The sequence below is a fragment of the Micromonospora sp. 050-3 genome (assembly GCF_046549335.1).
Classification (GTDB): domain Bacteria; phylum Actinomycetota; class Actinomycetes; order Mycobacteriales; family Micromonosporaceae; genus Micromonospora; species Micromonospora trifolii.
The window spans coordinates 778,784-794,951 of sequence record NZ_JAJPVX010000001.1; the positions used below are offsets into that span (position 1 = coordinate 778,784).

A 16,168-nucleotide genomic window follows, 5' to 3' on the forward strand; every position below is an offset into this window, starting at 1 on the left:
CCGCGCCGCCGCAAGGTGCCGGCGGTGGTCAGGGGCGCAGGGGGGCGTTGCAGGCGGCCACCAGCGCCTGTCGGCAGGCTGCGGTGAGTGGCCGCAGTGCCGCGTCCCGTTGCTGCGCCTCGTAGTTGTTGATCGCGCCGCCCGGTGCGGCGTGCCCGGCCAACGCCAGCACCCGGTCGAGCACCGCGGCCCGGGCGAAGAGCCGGCGGGCTCGCGGGTCGAAGCCCGGTGGCAGATCGGTGGTGCCGTCCGGGCGGCGCAGCGCGGCCAGCGCGCCGGCCAGCTCGGGCCGCCACTGGGCCACGTCGAGGCGGGTCAGCACGGCGGTCGTCTCGGCCAGCGCGGCGGCCAACTCGGCCTCCGCCTCGGCGGCGCCGGGCAGTGCGAGTGAGGCGGACGGGGCGTTGGCCGGCAGCGGGTAGACCCGCCAGAGCACCGTCTCGAAACAGTCTCCGGAGCCGGAGGTGTGCAGCCGCACCTGGGGGATCAACCCGAGCCCGCCGGCGACCACCGCCTCGCCCGTGACCAGCGCCGCTCCGGCGAAGTCGCCGGGGCCGGGCAAGCCCCTCGGGTCGCCCGGCGCGGGCAGCACCAGGCGGATCTCGTCCGGGGAGAGCTTGGCCAGGGTGGGCAGCGCGGCACCCAGCGGAACGTCGGTCCAGGTGCCCGGGGCGTCCGCGACGAGGTGTTCCTCGTCGCCGGCGATGGCGTTGGCGACCTCGTCGTACGGCACCAACCCGGCGCGCCACGCGCGCACCCAGGCAACGAACCGGCTGGACCGGCGCGGCGCGAGTGTGACCGCGCCCGTTGCGGGGGTGGACATGCCGAAAGGGTACGTGGTCACGACCGGCCCTGTCTCGGCTGCCGCTCCGGTCGCCCGGCCTGCCCCCAACTGCCCCCTTCGCCCCACCCCGCAACCCCTCACCCCACCCCACCCCACCCCACCCCACCCCCACGTCGATCAAGGAGTTGTGGTGGGCGATAGCTGGTGATTGGAGCCTTTCGTCAGGCACCACAACTCCATGATCGACGAGGGCGCAGCGGGTGTGGCGGTGAGGCTTGCTTGGGCGGTGTGTCGGGAGGGCGGGGGCGGGGGTTCGGGGTTTAGCGTGATCGACCATGGCGGGGCGATACGGCGAGGACGTGTTGGCGGGCGACTGGCGACGGCGCAAGGTCACCCCGGAGGTGGACGCCGAACCGGATCTCGTGGTCGAGGACGCCGACTCCGGGTTCTGCGGCGCGGTGGTGGGCTTCGAGGCCGGCGCTGTGGTGTTGGAGGACCGGCACGGTAAACGGCGCAACTTCCCGCTGCTGCCGGCGGCGTTCCTGCTCGACGGCAGCCCCGTGACGCTGCGCCGCCCGACCCGCGCGGCGGTGCCGGCGGCCCGTCGGCGGACCGCGTCCGGTTCGGTCGCCGTGGACAACGTCCGGGCCCAGGTGGCGAAGGCCAGCCGAATCTGGGTGGAGGGCATCCACGACGCCGCGCTGGTCGAGCGGATCTGGGGCGACGACCTCCGCATCGAGGGCGTCGTGGTCGAGCCGTTGGACGGCATCGACGCTCTCGACGACGAGGTACGCAACTTCGGCCCCGGCCCGACCCGACGACTCGGCGTGCTCGTCGACCACCTGGTGCCGGGCAGCAAGGAGAGCCGGATCGTCGCCCGGGTGAACTCGCCGCACGTGCTGGTGACCGGGCACCCCTACGTCGACGTGTGGCAGGCGGTCAAGCCGGCTGCGTTGGGCATTGCGGCCTGGCCGGTGGTGCCGCCGGGGCGGCCGTGGAAGGAGGGGGTCTGCGCGGCCCTCGGGGTGGCCGAGCCGGCCGACATGTGGCGGCACATCCTGTCCCGGGTGAACAGCTTCGCCGACGTGGAGACCCCTCTGATCAACTCCATGGAACGCCTCATCGACTTCGTCACCGAGCCGGCCTGACCGCCTGGTCCGCCAGGTCCGCCCGGCGGCGGGTCAGGGGGCCTCGTCCGGGCTGCGCGTGAAGACGAACGTGGCGATGTCGACAGCCCGCGCCCGTCCGCTGTCGTCGCGCAGCACCGACAGGATCTCGCCGGTCTCCGGGCCGGAACGTCCCCGCCAGCGGTCCGTCCCCTCGGCGGTGAACCGGCTGACCCGCTCACCGCGTACGTGCGCCACCAGGTCACCCGCGTCCCAGCTCAGGTCCAGCGAAGTGCCCATCCACCACCAGCGACCGGTCAGCTCGGCCAGCTCGGCAGCGGGCGCGGCGGTGGCCGGCCGCCACGGCTGCGGGAACGCCGGTTCGGCGTCCAGCACTGTGGTCAGCAGTTGGCGGCCGAGCCCGGTGATCGGGAAGCCGTACGAGTTGGCGAAGCCGACCACGGCGGTCCGGGTGGGTCGGTGCACCAGGAGGGCGGCCACGTACCCGGGCATCGAGCCGCCGTGCCCGACGTACACGCGCTCGCCGTCGCGGTAGAGCTCCAGCCCCAGGCCGTGCCCGCCGGTCCAGGAGTCGGGGTCGCTGATCACCACGGGGGCGCACATCTCGGTCAGGGTCTCGGCGGCCAGCACGGACGGGTCGGGGTCGGCCAGGAAGGCGGCCCAGCGACCCAGGTCCTCGATCGTCGACCAGAGCTGCCCGGCGGGGGCCATGGCGCCGGTGTCGGTGCGGGGCTCCTCGCGCAGCGTGCCGTGCCAGGGGTGGACGACGTAGCCGCGGGCGTACGGCTCGGTGGCCGCGTAGGTGGTGCGGCGCAGGCCCAGCGGGGTGAGGATCCGTTCGTCGAGCAGGTCGGCCCAGGATGTTCCGGTGAGCCGTTCGAGCAGTCCGCCGAGCAGCCCGTACGCCAGGTTCGAGTAGTGGTACGCGCGGTGCGGGGGGTAAGCGATCTTGTCGGCGTCGACCTCGGCGAGCAGGGTGGTGAGGTCGACGCCCGCCGCCCGCTCCCACCAGTCGCCCTCGGGTTCGCGTTGGATGCCGCTGGCGTGGCCGAGCAGTTGGCGCACTGTGAGCGCGCCCATGCCGGTGCCCGGCAGGTGCTGCTCCAGCCGGTCGTCCAGGGCCAGCCGGCCGGCGTCGCGCAACTGCATGATCAGGGTGGCGGTCATCGTCTTGCTGATCGAGCCCACCCGGTACTGGAGGTCGACATCCGGGCGGGGGTGGTCGCCGGCGACGGCCACATGCGTCAGCGTGCCGTCGCGGACCACGCCCAGCACCAGCGACGGGGTGCGACCGTCGGCCTGTGCCTGGGCGGCCCGGGTGTCGATCTGTCGGGCGGTCTCGGGTAGCAGGGTCAACGGGATCTCCTCGGGTCGGGCCGCCGATTCGTGGTGTTTTGGCGGGCCGGAAAGGGTCCCGCCGAGCTTACTGATCTTCGCGGGGAGGCCGCGCGTGCATTTGCGTGTCACGATCGGGGGGTGGACGCCGTGGTGTGGATCGTTTTGGGTGTGCTGCTGGCCGTCGCCGAGATTTTCACGACGACGCTATTTCTGATCATGTTCGGGGCCGGTGCGTTCGCCGCCGCCGGTGCGGCCGCACTGGGAGCGCCGGTCGCCGTGCAGGCGTTGGTCTTCGCTGTGGTGTCGGCGTTGAGCCTGGTGGTGGTCCGACCGGTCATCCGGCGGCACAGCCGCTCCGCGCTGGAGAGCGGCGAGCAGCCGTTCGGCGTGGAGGCGATCGAGGGCTCCACGGCGCTGGTGCTGGAACGGGTGGACGCCGAGCAGGGTCTCGTCAAGATCGACGGTGAGTTGTGGAGCGCCCGGTCGTACGACACGACACAGGCTTACGACCCCGGTCAACGGGTTCGGGTGATAAAGGTCCGGGGCGCTACCGCCCTGGTGTGGCAGGACGATGTTTCTTCCGCCGGCGAGTTGCCGGAATCGAGAGGGTGAACGGGATGACCTTAATCGGGGTGGTGGTGATCGCGGTGGCGTTGATCGCCGTGATAACGCTGGCCAAGGCTGTGCGGATCGTGCCGCAGCAGCGCCAGGACGTGGTGGAACGGCTCGGCAAGTACAAGCGCACCCTCAGCCCCGGCCTCAACCTGCTGGTGCCGTTCATCGACGCGGTCCGTACCAAGGTCGACATGCGGGAGCAGGTGGTCAGCTTCCCGCCGCAGCCGGTGATCACCTCGGACAACCTGGTGGTGTCGATCGACACGGTTCTCTACTTCAAGGTGGTCGACTCGGTCCGGGCGACCTACGAGATCTCCAGCTTCCTCCAGGCCATCGAGCAGTTGACCGTCACCACGTTGCGTAACGTGATCGGTTCGCTCGATCTGGAGCGGGCGCTGACCAGCCGGGACGAGATCAACAGGCACCTCTCGGGTGTGCTGGACGAGACCACCGGCCGCTGGGGCATCAAGGTGACCCGGGTCGAGATCAAGGCGATCGAGCCGCCGGCCAGCATCCGCGACTCGATGGAGAAGCAGATGCGCGCCGAGCGGGACCGTCGCGCGGCGATCCTGACCGCCGAGGGGCACAAGCAGTCGGTGATCCTCACCGCCGAGGGTGACAAGCAGTCGGCGGTGCTGCGGGCCGACGGTGACCGGCAGGCCCGGATCCTTCAGGCCGAGGGTCAGGCGAAGGCGATCCGGACGGTCTTCGACGCGATCCACCAGGCCAACCCGAGCCAGAAGGTGCTCGCCTACCAGTACCTCCAGGCTCTGCCGCAGATCGCCCAGGGCAGCGCCAACAAGGTCTGGATCATCCCGGCCGAGCTGACCAAGGCCCTGGAGGGGATGGGTGGCGCGCTCGGCGGGCTGAGCCAGATGGTGGGGGATCTGCCCGCACCGGAGGCGGCCGAACACGCGAGCCAGGTCGAGCGCGAGGCCGCGGAGGCGGCGCAGGCTGCGGCGGACGCCGCCCAGCAGATCCACGACGAGGTACGCGTCGCCGAGGCGCAGGCCACCGGCGGCCAGGGGCCGAAGGGGCTGCCCGCACCGGAGCCGGTGTCGCCGACCAGCCTCGTCGAGGACCCGGCCGACCAGCGCGAGCGCGGCTGATCACGGCTTAATACGAGAAAGACTCATGGGGCGCTCCGACGCCTGCCACGATCGGTCCTAGGACGGGTGGTGACCAGGCAATCGGGGCGCCCCGGCGCGTCGGTGCACCGCTCGACGACGAGCGAGGTGACGCATGAAGGATCCGGCGAATCGGATGTGGTCCTCGGCCCCGGTGCCCGGCGCGCACGACCCGGTCGCCCCGCTGGGCTCCCGGCGCAGCGGTGGCGGGTTCGGCGTACTGCCCTTCGTCGGCGAGCCGACCCCGGGCGCCCCCGCCACGAACGCCAGTTGGGCCTGGTCGGTGCGTCGGTTCGCACGCGCGGCGGTCTGGCTGCTGCCCGCGTACGCCATCCTCTACGGCGCGGTGGCGATGGCCAGCGACGGAGGGGTGGGCAACGACCCGTATCCGGCCGACGGCCGGGCGGTGTACCTGATTGGTTGGGTGGCCGCGGTCTGGCTCGGCCTGCTCGCGCTGCTGGCGCTCACGGGGCTGCTGGCCGCGACCCGCAGCCGCCGGGTGGCCGCCGCCGGGCTGCTGGTCAGCATCGCCGGCACCGTGCTGATGCTGCCGTTCGCCGGGTTCGAAGAGCAGACGCCCGTCTTCGGCGCCACCGCGCGGTCGCTGGTCCTGGTCGGCGCGACGTTCTACAGCGTGGGCTGGTTCCTCACCGGGTGGGCGGTGGCCCGCTCCGGCACCTTCAGTCTCGGCGACGGCGTCATGCTGATCATCGCCGCGCCGCTGCTCGGCCTCGGCGGCGCCCTGATCGGCTCGTTGCAGACCTTCGGCGCGATCTTCGTGCTGATCGCCGGCATCGGCATCGGCTACCGCTCCGGACGCCTGATGCCCCGCGAAACCGCCCGAGACGCCGCCACCGCCAGCCTAAGTACCCCAAACCCCTAACCCACCCACCCCATCCGGCCCTAGGGCCCGCCTCTCACCGGTTGATCATGAAGTTATTGCGCTCGGCACCGGCGTGTCATGGCAATAGCTTCATGATCAACGCAGGCCAATCCGCCGGCCCCGGACCGCCCTCGGTCGACCCCGGTGATCATGGGGTTGGCGGGTGATTTCGTGATCAGAACTCCCGCTAACCCCATGATCCACGGGGGGCGGGGGGTGGGGGGCGGGGTGGGAGTTGGCTGGTGGGTGGGCGTGAAGTTGCTGACAATCGCGCGGTGAGGGTGGTCGGTTGGCGGCTTTCATGGCAATCCTGGGGAGCATGGCCGCCCCCCGCTCGCCGCTGTCGCGGCTGTTCACCGTGCTGCTCGCCGGCGTGTTGGCCGGGCTTGTCCTGGCAGTCGCCGCGCTGCCGGGCAACCTGCTGCTCGGGCTCACCGCCCGCTCCGCGCTCGGGTCGTACGCCGCGTTGCCGGCCTCGCTGAAGACCCCGGCAACCCCGCAACGTTCGTACCTCTACGCCAACGACGGCAAGACGCTGATCACCACCTTCTACGACGTAAACCGCACCGACGTCCCCCTGTCGGAGATCGCCCCGGTCATGCGGCAGGCGATCGTGGCGGCCGAGGACCGGCGCTTCTACGACCACGGTGGCGCGGACCTGCGCGGCCTGGCCCGGGCGCTGGTGGCCAACGTCAAGGGTGGCGGCACCGAGCAGGGCGGCTCGACGCTGACCATGCAGTACGTCCGTAACGTGCTCAAGACCGACCCCACCCGCACCGCAGAGGAGCGCGCCGCCGCCACCGACCCCACCGTCGGGCGCAAGATCCAGGAGATCCGGTACGCGAGCGCGCTGGACAAAAGCCTCGGCAAGGACGAGATCCTCGACCGGTACCTGAACATCGCCTACTTCGGCTCCGGCGCGTACGGGGTCGCGGCGGCCAGCCAGCGGTACTTCGGCAAGCCTCCGGCGCAGTTGACCCTCGGCGAGTCGGCCCTGCTGGCCGGTCTGGTGCAGTCCCCGGACGCGTACAGCCCGATCAGTGGCGACAAGGACGAGGCGGTGGCCCGCCGGTCGTACGTGCTTGACTCGATGGTCGCCACCAACGCGATCACCGCCGCGCAGGCCGCCCAGGCCAAGGCCGAGCCGCTGGCCCTGCACCCCACCGCCCAGCCCAACGGCTGCACCGCCGTCTCCCAGGGCCACGACGACTGGGGCTACTTCTGCGACTACCTGCGCCAGTGGTGGCTGACCCAGCCGGCCTTCGGGGCCACCGCCGCGGAGCGCGAGCAGGCGCTGCGTTCGGGCGGCTACACAGTGGTCACCTCGCTGGACCCGAAGATCCAGGCCACCGCGCAGCAGCAGGCCACCAAGGTCTACTCCTACGACAACAAGCGCGCCCTGCCGATCGCGGCGGTCCAGCCGGGCACCGGGCGGGTGTTGGCGATGGCGGTCAACCGGCACTACAGCCTCGCCGACAACCCGGCTGGGCAGGCGAACTACCCGAACACCGTCAACCCGTTGATCTCCGGCGGAGCCAGCGTCGACGGGTACCAGGCGGGTTCGACGTTCAAGCTGTTCACCATGCTCGCCGCGCTGGAGTCGGGCCGTACCCTCTCCACCGGCTTCGACGCGCCCGCCAAGCTGCCCACCCGCTACCCCGCCGAGGGGCCGGGCAGCTGCGACGGCCACTGGTGCCCGGCGAACGCCAACCCGGACTGGATGGACGGGTACCGGATGATGTGGGACGGCTTCGGCCGCTCGGTGAACACCTACTTCGTCTGGCTGGCCGAGCAGGTCGGCCAGGACAAGGTGGTCCAGATGGCGCAGCGGCTCGGCATCACGTTCCGCGCCGACTCGGACGCCGCCTTCGCCAAGAACAACGCCGCGAACTGGGGTTCGTTCACCCTGGGCGTGGCGGCCACCACCCCGCTGGACCTGGCCAACGCGTACGCCACGGTGGCCGCCGAGGGCACCTACTGCACGCCGGTGCCGGTGGTCTCGGTGACCGGCGCGGACGGCACGAAGGTGCCGGTGGGGCAGCCGTCCTGCAAGCGGGTGCTCGACGTCGACGTCGCCCGTGCCGCTACCGACGCGGCGCGCTGCCCGGTGGGTCAGCAGTCGGCGTTCGGTCAGTGCAACGGCGGCACCGCCACCGGTGTGAACGACATCCTCGACGGCCGACCGGTGGCTGGTAAGACGGGTAGCTCGGAGCAGAACTCCACCGAGACGTTCGTCGGTTTCACCCCGCAGGTCGCGGTGGCCGGTATCGCGGCCAACCCGGACGACCCGGCCGACTCGGTGGGCTCGGCGGTGCAGACCAAGGTGATCGACGCGGTCGCCCGGGTCATCGCCACCGCTGTGAAGGGCCAGCCGCAGAAGGCGTTCGTCGCGCCGAGCCACGACCTGGCCGGCGACGCGCACCGCCCGGTGGAGCGCCCCGCGGTCCCGGACCGCCAGCAGGACCCCACCGACGACAACCCCCGCTCAGCCCTCCAACGCTGGCTAGACCGCCGAGGCTGACCGCCACACTGCCTCCCTCCCTCCCGCGCCCTCACCCGCCCCACCCCCGCGATCTTGCACTTTCGGTCGCCGAACAGCACCCTTTGCGGGCCTTTGTCGATGCAGAAAGTGCAAGATCGGCGCGGCGCGGCGCGGCGCAGGGTGGGTCAGGGTTGGCGGCGGCGGGGGCGGTAGCTGGCCAGGGTGGCGGGGAGGCCGCGGCGGATGATGCCGGCCCAGTCGGTGTCGCCGCGCAGCACCGCCGCCGCGGTCTTGCGGGCCTGCTCGACGGTGAAGTGCGGTGGCAGCATCAGCTCCGCCGGGTCGACCAGGGCGTTGATCACCACCGGCCGGTCGGCGGTGAGCGCCCGGTCCCAGACGTCCCGCACCTGGTCCGGTGAGTCGATCAGCTCGCCGTGCAGCCCGAGCACCTCCGCCCACTGGTGGTAGGCGATGTCCGGCAACTGCTGGCTGTCCGGGAACATCGGCGTCCCCTCGGTGGAGCGCTGTTCCCAGCTGACGAACGCCAGGTCCCGGTTGTTAAGCACCAGCACCACGAAGCGCGGGTCGGCCCAGCTGCGCCAGTACTTCGCCACGGTGATCAGCTCGTTGACGCCGTTCATCTGCATGGCGCCGTCGCCTATCAGCGCGACCAGCGGCCGGTCCGGGTGGGCGAACTTGGCGCTCAACGCGTACGGCATGGCGCCGCCCATGGACAGCAGCGTGCCGGAGAGGCTGGCCAGCATGCTGGGGCGTACCTGGATGTGTCGGGCGTACCAGGCGGTGGTGGTGCCGCAGTCGACAGCGAGCAGCACGTCGTCGGGCAGCCGCTCGTTCAGGGTGTGGAAGAGCAACTGCGGGTTGACCGGGTCGGCGGTCTGCTCGGCCAGGTCGTGTTGCACGCGCCGCCACGCCGAGGTGGCCTCGGTGATCTCCGTCCGCCAGGCGGTCGGCCCGGGGCCGGGCCCCAGTTCGTTCAGCAACGCCCGCAGCGTGGGGCGGGCGTCGCCGGTCAGGTTCACCTCGGTCGGGTACCGCAGCCCGAGCTGGGTGCCGTCCAGGTCGATCTGCACCGCGCGGGCCTGCCCGGGCTGTGGATAGAACTCCGAGTACGGCATGTTGCTGCCCACGATCAGCAGCCGGTCGCAGCCGCTCATCAGCTGCCAGCTCGGCCGGGTGCCGAGCAGCCCGATCGCGCCGGTCACCCACGGCTCGCGGTGGTCGACGGCGGTGAAGCCGAGCAGCGCGGTGGCCACGCCGGCCCCGAGCCGATCGGCGATCTCGCGGACCTCGTCGCGCGCGCCGAGGGCACCCTGGCCGACCAGCATGGCCACCCGTTGCCCGCCGCGCAGCACCTCGGCCGCCCGGCGTACGTCAGCCTCCGGCGGGATGGTCGGCGTGCTGCTCGGCGCGTTGCTGGTCTGGTAGTAGCCGTGCGCGTGCGGCGGGTTCGGGACGGCCGGCTCGTCCTGGAGGTCCAGGGGCAGGATCAGGGCGGTGACGGTGCGCCGGGCCAGCGCGGTCCGGCACGCCCTGTCGACCAGGTGACGTACCTGCGCGGGGTGGTCGAGCTGGGCCAGGAACGCCGCTGCCACGTCCTTGTAGAGGGCGAGCAGGTCGACCTCCTGGTAGTAGCCGCCGCCCTCGGCGGTGGTCGCTGTGTGACCGACGAGGGCGATGACCGGTTGGTGGTCGAGCTTCGCGTCGTACAGGCCGTTGAGCAGGTGGATGGCGCCCGGCCCGCTGGTGACCAGCGCGCAGCCCAGCGGCCCGCCGCCGTACTTGACGTGCGCGGAGGCGGCGAAGCCGGCGGTCTCCTCGTGCCGGACCTGGATGAACTGGGCGCGGCCGTTGGTGCGTTGCAGCGCGGAGGTCATACCGTTGATGCCGTCGCCGGGATAGCCGAAGTAGCGGTGCACGCCCCAGCTGAACAGCCGCGACACGATGTGGTCCGCGACGGTCGGACGCCGGGGCAGAGTGCCCACTTGGCCCGGCGTGGTGTCGTCTGCGCTCACCTGGCTGGTCCTTCCCGTCGCGTCCCAATGCCTGCCGGTCATTCCCCTTCTTCTTCGGACAAAACACCACGCCGGGCGGGCCTCGAAGCGTGCTGCTCCGCGTCCGGCAGAATCGTCGGGTGCCCGTCCACCAGATCACCGACCCTGACGACGACCGGATCGCCGACTACCGGGCGCTCACCGACGTCGAGCTGCGCACCCGCTGGGAACCGCCGCACGGCCTGTTCATCGCCGAGGGGGAGCTGGTGCTGCGCCGGGCGTTGCGCGCGGGCTACCCGGCCCGGTCGTACCTGGTCGACGCCAAGCGGGTCGACCAGCTCGCCGACCTGGACACCGGCGACGCGCCGGTCTACGCCGCGACACAGGACGTGCTGCAACGGGCCACCGGCTTCCACGTACACCGGGGGGTGCTGGCGTCGTTCCACCGCCGGCCGCTGCCGACGGCGGCCGAGGTGCTCGCCGCCGCGCGCCGGGTCGTGCTCCTGGAGGACGTGAACAACCACACCAACCTCGGTGCGGTCTTCCGGGGTGCCGCAGCGCTCGGCATCGACGCGGTGCTGCTGTCGCCATCCTGCGCCGACCCGCTGTACCGGCGCAGTGTCCGGGTCAGTATGGGTGAGGTCTTCGCGATGCCGTACGCGAAGCTCGACCGCTGGCCCGAGGGCCTGGACCAGGTACGGGAGGCCGGCTTCACGGTGCTCGCCATGACGCCCGCCCCGGACGCCGTACCGATCCAGCGGCTGACCCCGGCGCAGCGCGAGCGGGCGGCGTTGCTGCTCGGCGCCGAGGGGCCCGGACTCACCGCGGCGGCCCAGGCCGCCAGCGACGTGCGGGTGGTCCTCCCGATGCGGCGCGGCGTCGACTCGTTGAACGTGGCCGCCGCGGCGGCGGTGGCGTTCTGGGAGCTGGGCCGCGACGATCCGCCGTTCGGCGGCGAGTAGATCGCTTCGGCTTGCATGGCCATGCGTTCTATTGCATAATTTTCCCCGTGTCCAAGGTTCTCACCTCCCTGCCCACCGGCGAACGTGTCGGCATCGCCTTCTCCGGCGGCCTCGACACCTCTGTCGCGGTCGCGTGGATGCGCGACAAGGGCGCCATTCCCTGCGCCTACACCGCCGACATCGGCCAGTACGACGAGCCCGACATCGCCTCGGTGCCCGGCCGCGCGCTCAGCTACGGCGCCGAGGTCGCCCGCCTGGTCGACTGCCGCGCCGCCCTGGTCGAGGAGGGCCTTGCCGCGTTGACCTGCGGCGCCTTCCACATCCGCACCGGCGGGCGGGCGTACTTCAACACCACCCCGCTGGGCCGCGCCGTGACCGGCACCCTCCTGGTGCGGGCGATGGTCGCCGACGACGTCCAGATCTGGGGCGACGGCTCGACCTTCAAGGGCAACGACATCGAGCGGTTCTACCGGTACGGCCTGCTGGCCAACCCGATGCTGCGCATCTACAAGCCGTGGCTCGACACCGCCTTCGTCACCGAGCTGGGTGGGCGTAAGGAGATGTCGGAGTGGCTGCTCGAACGCGGCCTGCCCTACCGGGACAGCACCGAGAAGGCGTACTCGACCGACGCCAACATCTGGGGCGCCACGCACGAGGCGAAGACCCTGGAGCACCTCGACACCGGCATCGAGACGGTCAACCCGATCATGGGCGTCCGGTTCTGGGACCCGTCGGTCGAGATCCCGACCGAGGACGTCACCGTCGGCTTCGACCAGGGCCGCCCGGTCACGATCAACGGCAAGGAGTTCGGCAACGCCGTCGACCTGGTGCTGGAGGCCAACGCCATCGGCGGCCGGCACGGCCTGGGCATGTCGGACCAGATCGAGAACCGGATCATCGAGGCCAAGAGCCGCGGCATCTACGAGGCGCCCGGGATGGCGTTGCTGCACTACGCGTACGAGCGGCTGGTCAACGCCATCCACAACGAGGACACCCTGGCGAACTACCACAACGAGGGTCGCCGCCTCGGTCGGCTGATGTACGAGGGCCGCTGGCTGGACCCGCAGGCGCTGATGCTGCGCGAGTCGTTGCAGCGGTGGGTCGGCACGGCGGTCACCGGCGAGGTGACGTTGCGGCTGCGCCGGGGCGAGGACTACTCGATCCTGGACACCACCGGCCCGTCGTTCAGCTACCACCCCGACAAGCTGTCGATGGAGCGTACCGAGGACTCGGCGTTCGGCCCGTCGGACCGGATCGGTCAGCTCACCATGCGCAACCTGGACATCGCCGACTCGCGGTCGAAGCTGGAGCAGTACGCCTCCCTCGGCCTGGTCGGCGGCGGGAACACGCAGCGGATGATCGGGGCCGCGCAGGCCGCCTCGACCGGGTTGATCGGCGCGATGCACGAGGGCGGCGCGGAAGCCATCGCGTCCCGGGGCGTCGCCTCGCCCGAGGACGAGGCGCTCGACCGCGCCGCGATGGAGTTCGGCGTCGACTGACCCCTCACGTCGGTGGCAGGTCGAGTTCCGGCGTCACGGACGGTAGCGTGGCGGCCGTGTTCCCTACCGTCCGTGAGGTCCTCGCCCTGGACCCGGTCCGCCACGGCGCGCCACGCGTGGTCGCCGGCGACGAAGGGCTGGACCGACCCGTTCGCTGGGTGCACGTCGCCGAGGTGCCGGACATCGCCACGCTGCTCGGCGGTGGCGAACTGGTGCTCACCACCGGCATCGGTCTGCCCGGGGACGACGCCGGGTTGCGCGCGTTCATCGGCGACCTCGCCGACGTCGGAGTCTCCGGGCTCGTCGTCGAGCTGGGCCGCCGGTACGTCAGCGGGGTGCCCCGGGTGATGGCCGCCGCCGCCGAGCGGCGCGGGTTGCCCCTGGTGGAGCTGCGCCGGGCCACCCCGTTCGTCCGGATCACCGAGGCGGTGCACGCGCTGATCGTCGACGCGCAGCTCACCGAGCTGCGCGCCACCGAGGAGATCCACCAGCGGTTCAACGACCTCTCCGTGGAGGGCGCCGACGCCGCCGAGGTGATTCGACAGGCCGCCGAGCTGTCCGGTTGCCCGGTGGTGCTGGAGAACCTGTCCCGGCAGGTGCTCGGGTACGACCCGGCGGGCGAGAGCGCCGAGCTGCTGCTGGACGGCTGGGAGCAGCACTCCCGGCGGATCCGCCCGGCCGGGCGGACCGCGTACGACGCGGACAGCGGTTGGCTCGTGACCACCGTGGGCGCCCGAGGGCAGGACTGGGGTCGGCTGCTGCTGCGCTGGCCGGCCAGCGGGGACGTGCCCAGCGCCCAGGCCGTCGAACCGGGCTCGCCCACCCGGCTCACCATCCTGATCGAGCGGGCCGCGTCCACCCTCGCGCTGGGCCGGCTGATCCGCCGCGACGCCGAGGGCCTGGAACGGCAGATCCACCGCACCCTGCTCACCGCGCTGCTCGACCACTCCCGCCCGGTGGACGAGGTGGGGCTGCGGGCCAAGGCGCTCGGCGTGGTGCTCGACCGGCGGCACCTGGTCGGCGTCATGGTCCGGCACCGTGCCGACGACCCCACCGGGGAGATCGGCCCCGAGGCCGGCCAGGCCCGGCTACGCGATCTGTCCGAGGCGGTCGGCCAGGCCCTGCGGGAGGCGAAGCTGACCGCGCTGACCAGCGCCGTCGACGACCACTCGGTGGGCGCGCTGCTGGCCCTACCGGACCCGGCCGCCGAGGACCGCGCGCTGTCCGCGTTCGCCAGCGCCCTTCGTCGGGTACGCCTCGACGCCGGCACCGGCCGGCCGGCACCCGGTGTCGAACCGGCTCGGGCCGCCTCCGGCGTCGACATGCCCCGTCCCGCATCCGACGCTTTCCGTGCGGCGGTCGGCACCGATCCACCCCGCGCGGGCTTCGGCGTAGATCCGTCCCGCGCGGCGTTCGGTGTCGAGGCCGGCCGGTCGGGGGTCGGTGTCGATCCGTTCCGGGGTGCTGGCCCGGGTGGCGTGATCATTGCCGCCGGCTCCGGGGTGGGCACCCTGCGGGAGGCCCGACGGTCACTGGTCGAGGCGCGGCAGATCGCCGAGGCGGCCCGGCGGGACCGGCGCGACCTGCCGATCTTCCGGCTGCCGCACGTCGGCCTGGCCGGGCTGCTGCACCTGCTGCGCGACGAGCCCCGCCTCCAGACGTTCGTGGAGCGTGAACTCGGCGCGCTGCTGGAGTACGACGCCCGGCACCCCCGGGAACGGCTGCTCGACACCCTGCGCGCCTACCTGGAGCAGGGACGCAACAAGTCCGCAGGTGCCGCCGCCGCCCACCTGTCCCGGCCGGCCTTCTACGAACGCCTGGCCCGCATCGCCCGCATCCTCGACGTGGACCTGGACTCGGTAGAGGCCAGCCTCTCCCTACACGTAGCCCTACTGGCCCTGGAAGCAGTCCGCACCCCCTAACCCCACCCGTGCCCGGGGGCGGGCCGGGGAAGCGGCCCCGGGGAAGGGGGACGGGGTTAGGTGAGGGAGTTGAGGGCTTTGGCGTAGGTGGGGGGGATGTGGTTGGGGCCGCCGGGGGTGAAGACGTCCGAGTTGGCCACAGCGGACCAGGCCGTCTCCGGGACGGCGTCGACCAGGGCCTGGATCACCGGGGCGTCGCGCCACTGGTCCTGCTCGGCGAGCAGGCCGAGCGCCACGACGGACTCCTCGACCTCGCCCACGCACTCGAACGGCTTGTGCCCGTCCACGCCCAGCAACTCGCGGTAGCCGGGGATCTGCGACTCGTCGGCCAGCAGGTCACCCCCGAAGATGCCCACCACCCGCTCCCGGGGCATGAACGGCGCCATGGCCAGGAAGACGAAGCGGCACTTCGGGCAGTCGCGGCACCAGCGCTCACTCGCGTCGCGCAGCTTGAACGCCTGGTTGCAGCTGGTCACCACGTCGTCGTACCGGGTGAACTCGGCGAAGAGCCGGGCGATGTGCAGCTCGGACAGCGAACGCAGCAGGGAGAAGTACGGGTCGGTCAGGCCGGCGTGCTCGGCCAGCGACGCCCGCAGCAGCCCCTCCGCCTCGACGCCCTTGGACCACTGGTGGTTGATCTCGTGGCCGTTCCAGACCAGGTTCGGGTCGGACGCCGAACGCTCGTTGGACATCACCACCGGGCCCAGCCCGTGCAGGACGGCGGTGGCCACCGCGATCAGGGAGTTGATGGCGGTGACGGGGATGTGCCCGTTCAGCGCGCCGGCCGCGTTCAGGTCGAACAGCACCGGGTCGATGCGCCGCCGGGCGGCCAGCGGGACCAGCCCGGACGCCTCGTTGACGGCGACGATCACGTGGTTCGGGTTGACCGAGAACGGCACCGGGTCCAGTTCGGCGCGGCGCAGCGCCTCCAGGCTGACGATCGAGTCCTTACCGCCGCCGACCGCCGAGAGCGGGCGACGGTCCGAGTCGTTGTACACCCGGGGTGCCACCGGTGTGCCGGCCGGCGCCTCCGGGCGCAGCTCGAGCACGTGCGGCAGTTGGTTGCGGTACGCGTACTCCGCGAGGCCCCTGGTGTAGACGGCCGTGACGTAGTCGACGGTGGCCGCGCCCAGCGGCGCCGGCAGCACGAGTCGGGGCGGCGCGGCGGCCTTGTAGTAGCTGACCCCGGCGACGAGGTGCAGGACCTCCAGCACCCGGTTGAGGGTCGCCACCGTCTTGTCGGAGGGCGGCTCCACCGGCAGCGGGAGCGTGATCACCTCGGTGAACCGCTGCTCACCGGCCGGGCCGGTCAGGGCGTAGTCGAACAACACCTCGCCGGTGGCGAAGTCGATCGAGTAGGACGGGAAGGTGAAGGCGTCCATCCGCCGGAGCTGCTCGTTGGGCACACGCCATACTA

The 16,168-nt window shown here is 72.0% G+C and carries 11 protein-coding genes and 2 pseudogenes; 9 read left to right on the forward strand and 4 right to left on the reverse strand.

Annotated elements, in window-relative coordinates:
• Positions 1-28 precede the first annotated feature (28 nt).
• A complete protein-coding gene (locus ACLJOK_RS03660; RefSeq protein ID WP_410816103.1) occupies positions 29-823 on the reverse strand; it encodes a hypothetical protein in 795 nt (264 codons plus the stop codon).
• A 296-nt stretch (positions 824-1,119) separates the two neighbouring features.
• Between ACLJOK_RS03660 and ACLJOK_RS03665 the strand changes: the two genes are divergently transcribed.
• Positions 1,120-1,932, forward strand: coding sequence for a DUF3097 domain-containing protein (locus tag ACLJOK_RS03665; RefSeq protein ID WP_410816105.1), 813 nt, complete (start codon positions 1,120-1,122; stop codon positions 1,930-1,932).
• A 33-nt stretch (positions 1,933-1,965) separates the two neighbouring features.
• Here ACLJOK_RS03665 and ACLJOK_RS03670 read toward each other — a convergent pair whose 3' ends face one another.
• Positions 1,966-3,267 carry a serine hydrolase domain-containing protein gene (locus ACLJOK_RS03670; RefSeq protein WP_410816107.1) on the reverse strand — a complete coding sequence of 434 codons (1,302 nt, stop codon included), beginning with the start codon at positions 3,265-3,267 and terminating at the stop codon, positions 1,966-1,968.
• Between the two features lie 120 nt (positions 3,268-3,387).
• Between ACLJOK_RS03670 and ACLJOK_RS03675 the strand changes: the two genes are divergently transcribed.
• The 4 genes from ACLJOK_RS03675 (at position 3,388) to ACLJOK_RS03690 (ending at position 8,395) form a co-directional block, all read left to right on the forward strand.
• The gene (locus ACLJOK_RS03675; protein WP_350853828.1) at positions 3,388-3,861 is read left to right on the forward strand and encodes an NfeD family protein; all 474 of its coding nucleotides are present in this window, start codon (positions 3,388-3,390) and stop codon (positions 3,859-3,861) included.
• A 5-nt stretch (positions 3,862-3,866) separates the two neighbouring features.
• Positions 3,867-4,973 carry an SPFH domain-containing protein gene (locus ACLJOK_RS03680; protein ID WP_354944501.1) on the forward strand — a complete coding sequence of 369 codons (1,107 nt, stop codon included), beginning with the start codon at positions 3,867-3,869 and terminating at the stop codon, positions 4,971-4,973.
• A gap of 133 nt (positions 4,974-5,106) precedes the next feature.
• Positions 5,107-5,874, forward strand: coding sequence for a hypothetical protein (locus ACLJOK_RS03685; RefSeq protein ID WP_410816108.1), 768 nt, complete (start codon positions 5,107-5,109; stop codon positions 5,872-5,874).
• Positions 5,875-6,193: 319 nt separating this feature from the next.
• On the forward strand, positions 6,194-8,395 hold the full coding sequence (locus ACLJOK_RS03690) for a transglycosylase domain-containing protein (protein ID WP_410816109.1): 2,202 nt from the start codon (positions 6,194-6,196) through the stop codon (positions 8,393-8,395).
• A gap of 146 nt (positions 8,396-8,541) precedes the next feature.
• Here ACLJOK_RS03690 and ACLJOK_RS03695 read toward each other — a convergent pair whose 3' ends face one another.
• On the reverse strand, positions 8,542-10,389 hold the full coding sequence (locus tag ACLJOK_RS03695) for a thiamine pyrophosphate-requiring protein (protein WP_410816111.1): 1,848 nt from the start codon (positions 10,387-10,389) through the stop codon (positions 8,542-8,544).
• Positions 10,390-10,478: 89 nt separating this feature from the next.
• Here ACLJOK_RS03695 and ACLJOK_RS03700 point away from each other — a divergent pair, with 89 nt between their 5' ends.
• The 4 genes and pseudogenes from ACLJOK_RS03700 to ACLJOK_RS03715 all read left to right on the forward strand — a co-directional run.
• Complete coding sequence (locus tag ACLJOK_RS03700) at positions 10,479-11,330, forward strand: TrmH family RNA methyltransferase (protein WP_410816112.1); 852 nt, start codon at positions 10,479-10,481, stop codon at positions 11,328-11,330.
• Between the two features lie 47 nt (positions 11,331-11,377).
• The gene (argG, locus tag ACLJOK_RS03705; RefSeq protein ID WP_410816113.1) at positions 11,378-12,829 is read left to right on the forward strand and encodes an argininosuccinate synthase; all 1,452 of its coding nucleotides are present in this window, start codon (positions 11,378-11,380) and stop codon (positions 12,827-12,829) included.
• A 47-nt stretch (positions 12,830-12,876) separates the two neighbouring features.
• Positions 12,877-14,166, forward strand: a pseudogene (locus tag ACLJOK_RS03710) (PucR family transcriptional regulator ligand-binding domain-containing protein); the annotation flags it as partial.
• A 135-nt stretch (positions 14,167-14,301) separates the two neighbouring features.
• Positions 14,302-14,751 (forward strand): annotated as a pseudogene (locus ACLJOK_RS03715) (PucR family transcriptional regulator); the annotation flags it as partial.
• Between the two features lie 56 nt (positions 14,752-14,807).
• On the opposite strand, the gene ACLJOK_RS03720 reads toward ACLJOK_RS03715, so the two are convergent.
• The gene (locus tag ACLJOK_RS03720; RefSeq protein WP_410816115.1) at positions 14,808-16,157 is read right to left on the reverse strand and encodes a hypothetical protein; all 1,350 of its coding nucleotides are present in this window, start codon (positions 16,155-16,157) and stop codon (positions 14,808-14,810) included.
• Between the last annotated feature and the right edge of the window lie 11 nt (positions 16,158-16,168).

Coding starts and splice junctions, on each gene's coding strand:
- ACLJOK_RS03660 (WP_410816103.1), bottom strand. CDS start 823: ATGTCCACCCCCGCAACGGGCGCGGTCACACTCGCGCCGCGCCGGTCC.
- ACLJOK_RS03665 (WP_410816105.1), top strand. CDS start 1,120: ATGGCGGGGCGATACGGCGAGGACGTGTTGGCGGGCGACTGGCGACGG.
- ACLJOK_RS03680 (WP_354944501.1), top strand. CDS start 3,867: ATGACCTTAATCGGGGTGGTGGTGATCGCGGTGGCGTTGATCGCCGTG.
- ACLJOK_RS03685 (WP_410816108.1), top strand. CDS start 5,107: ATGAAGGATCCGGCGAATCGGATGTGGTCCTCGGCCCCGGTGCCCGGC.
- ACLJOK_RS03690 (WP_410816109.1), top strand. CDS start 6,194: ATGGCCGCCCCCCGCTCGCCGCTGTCGCGGCTGTTCACCGTGCTGCTC.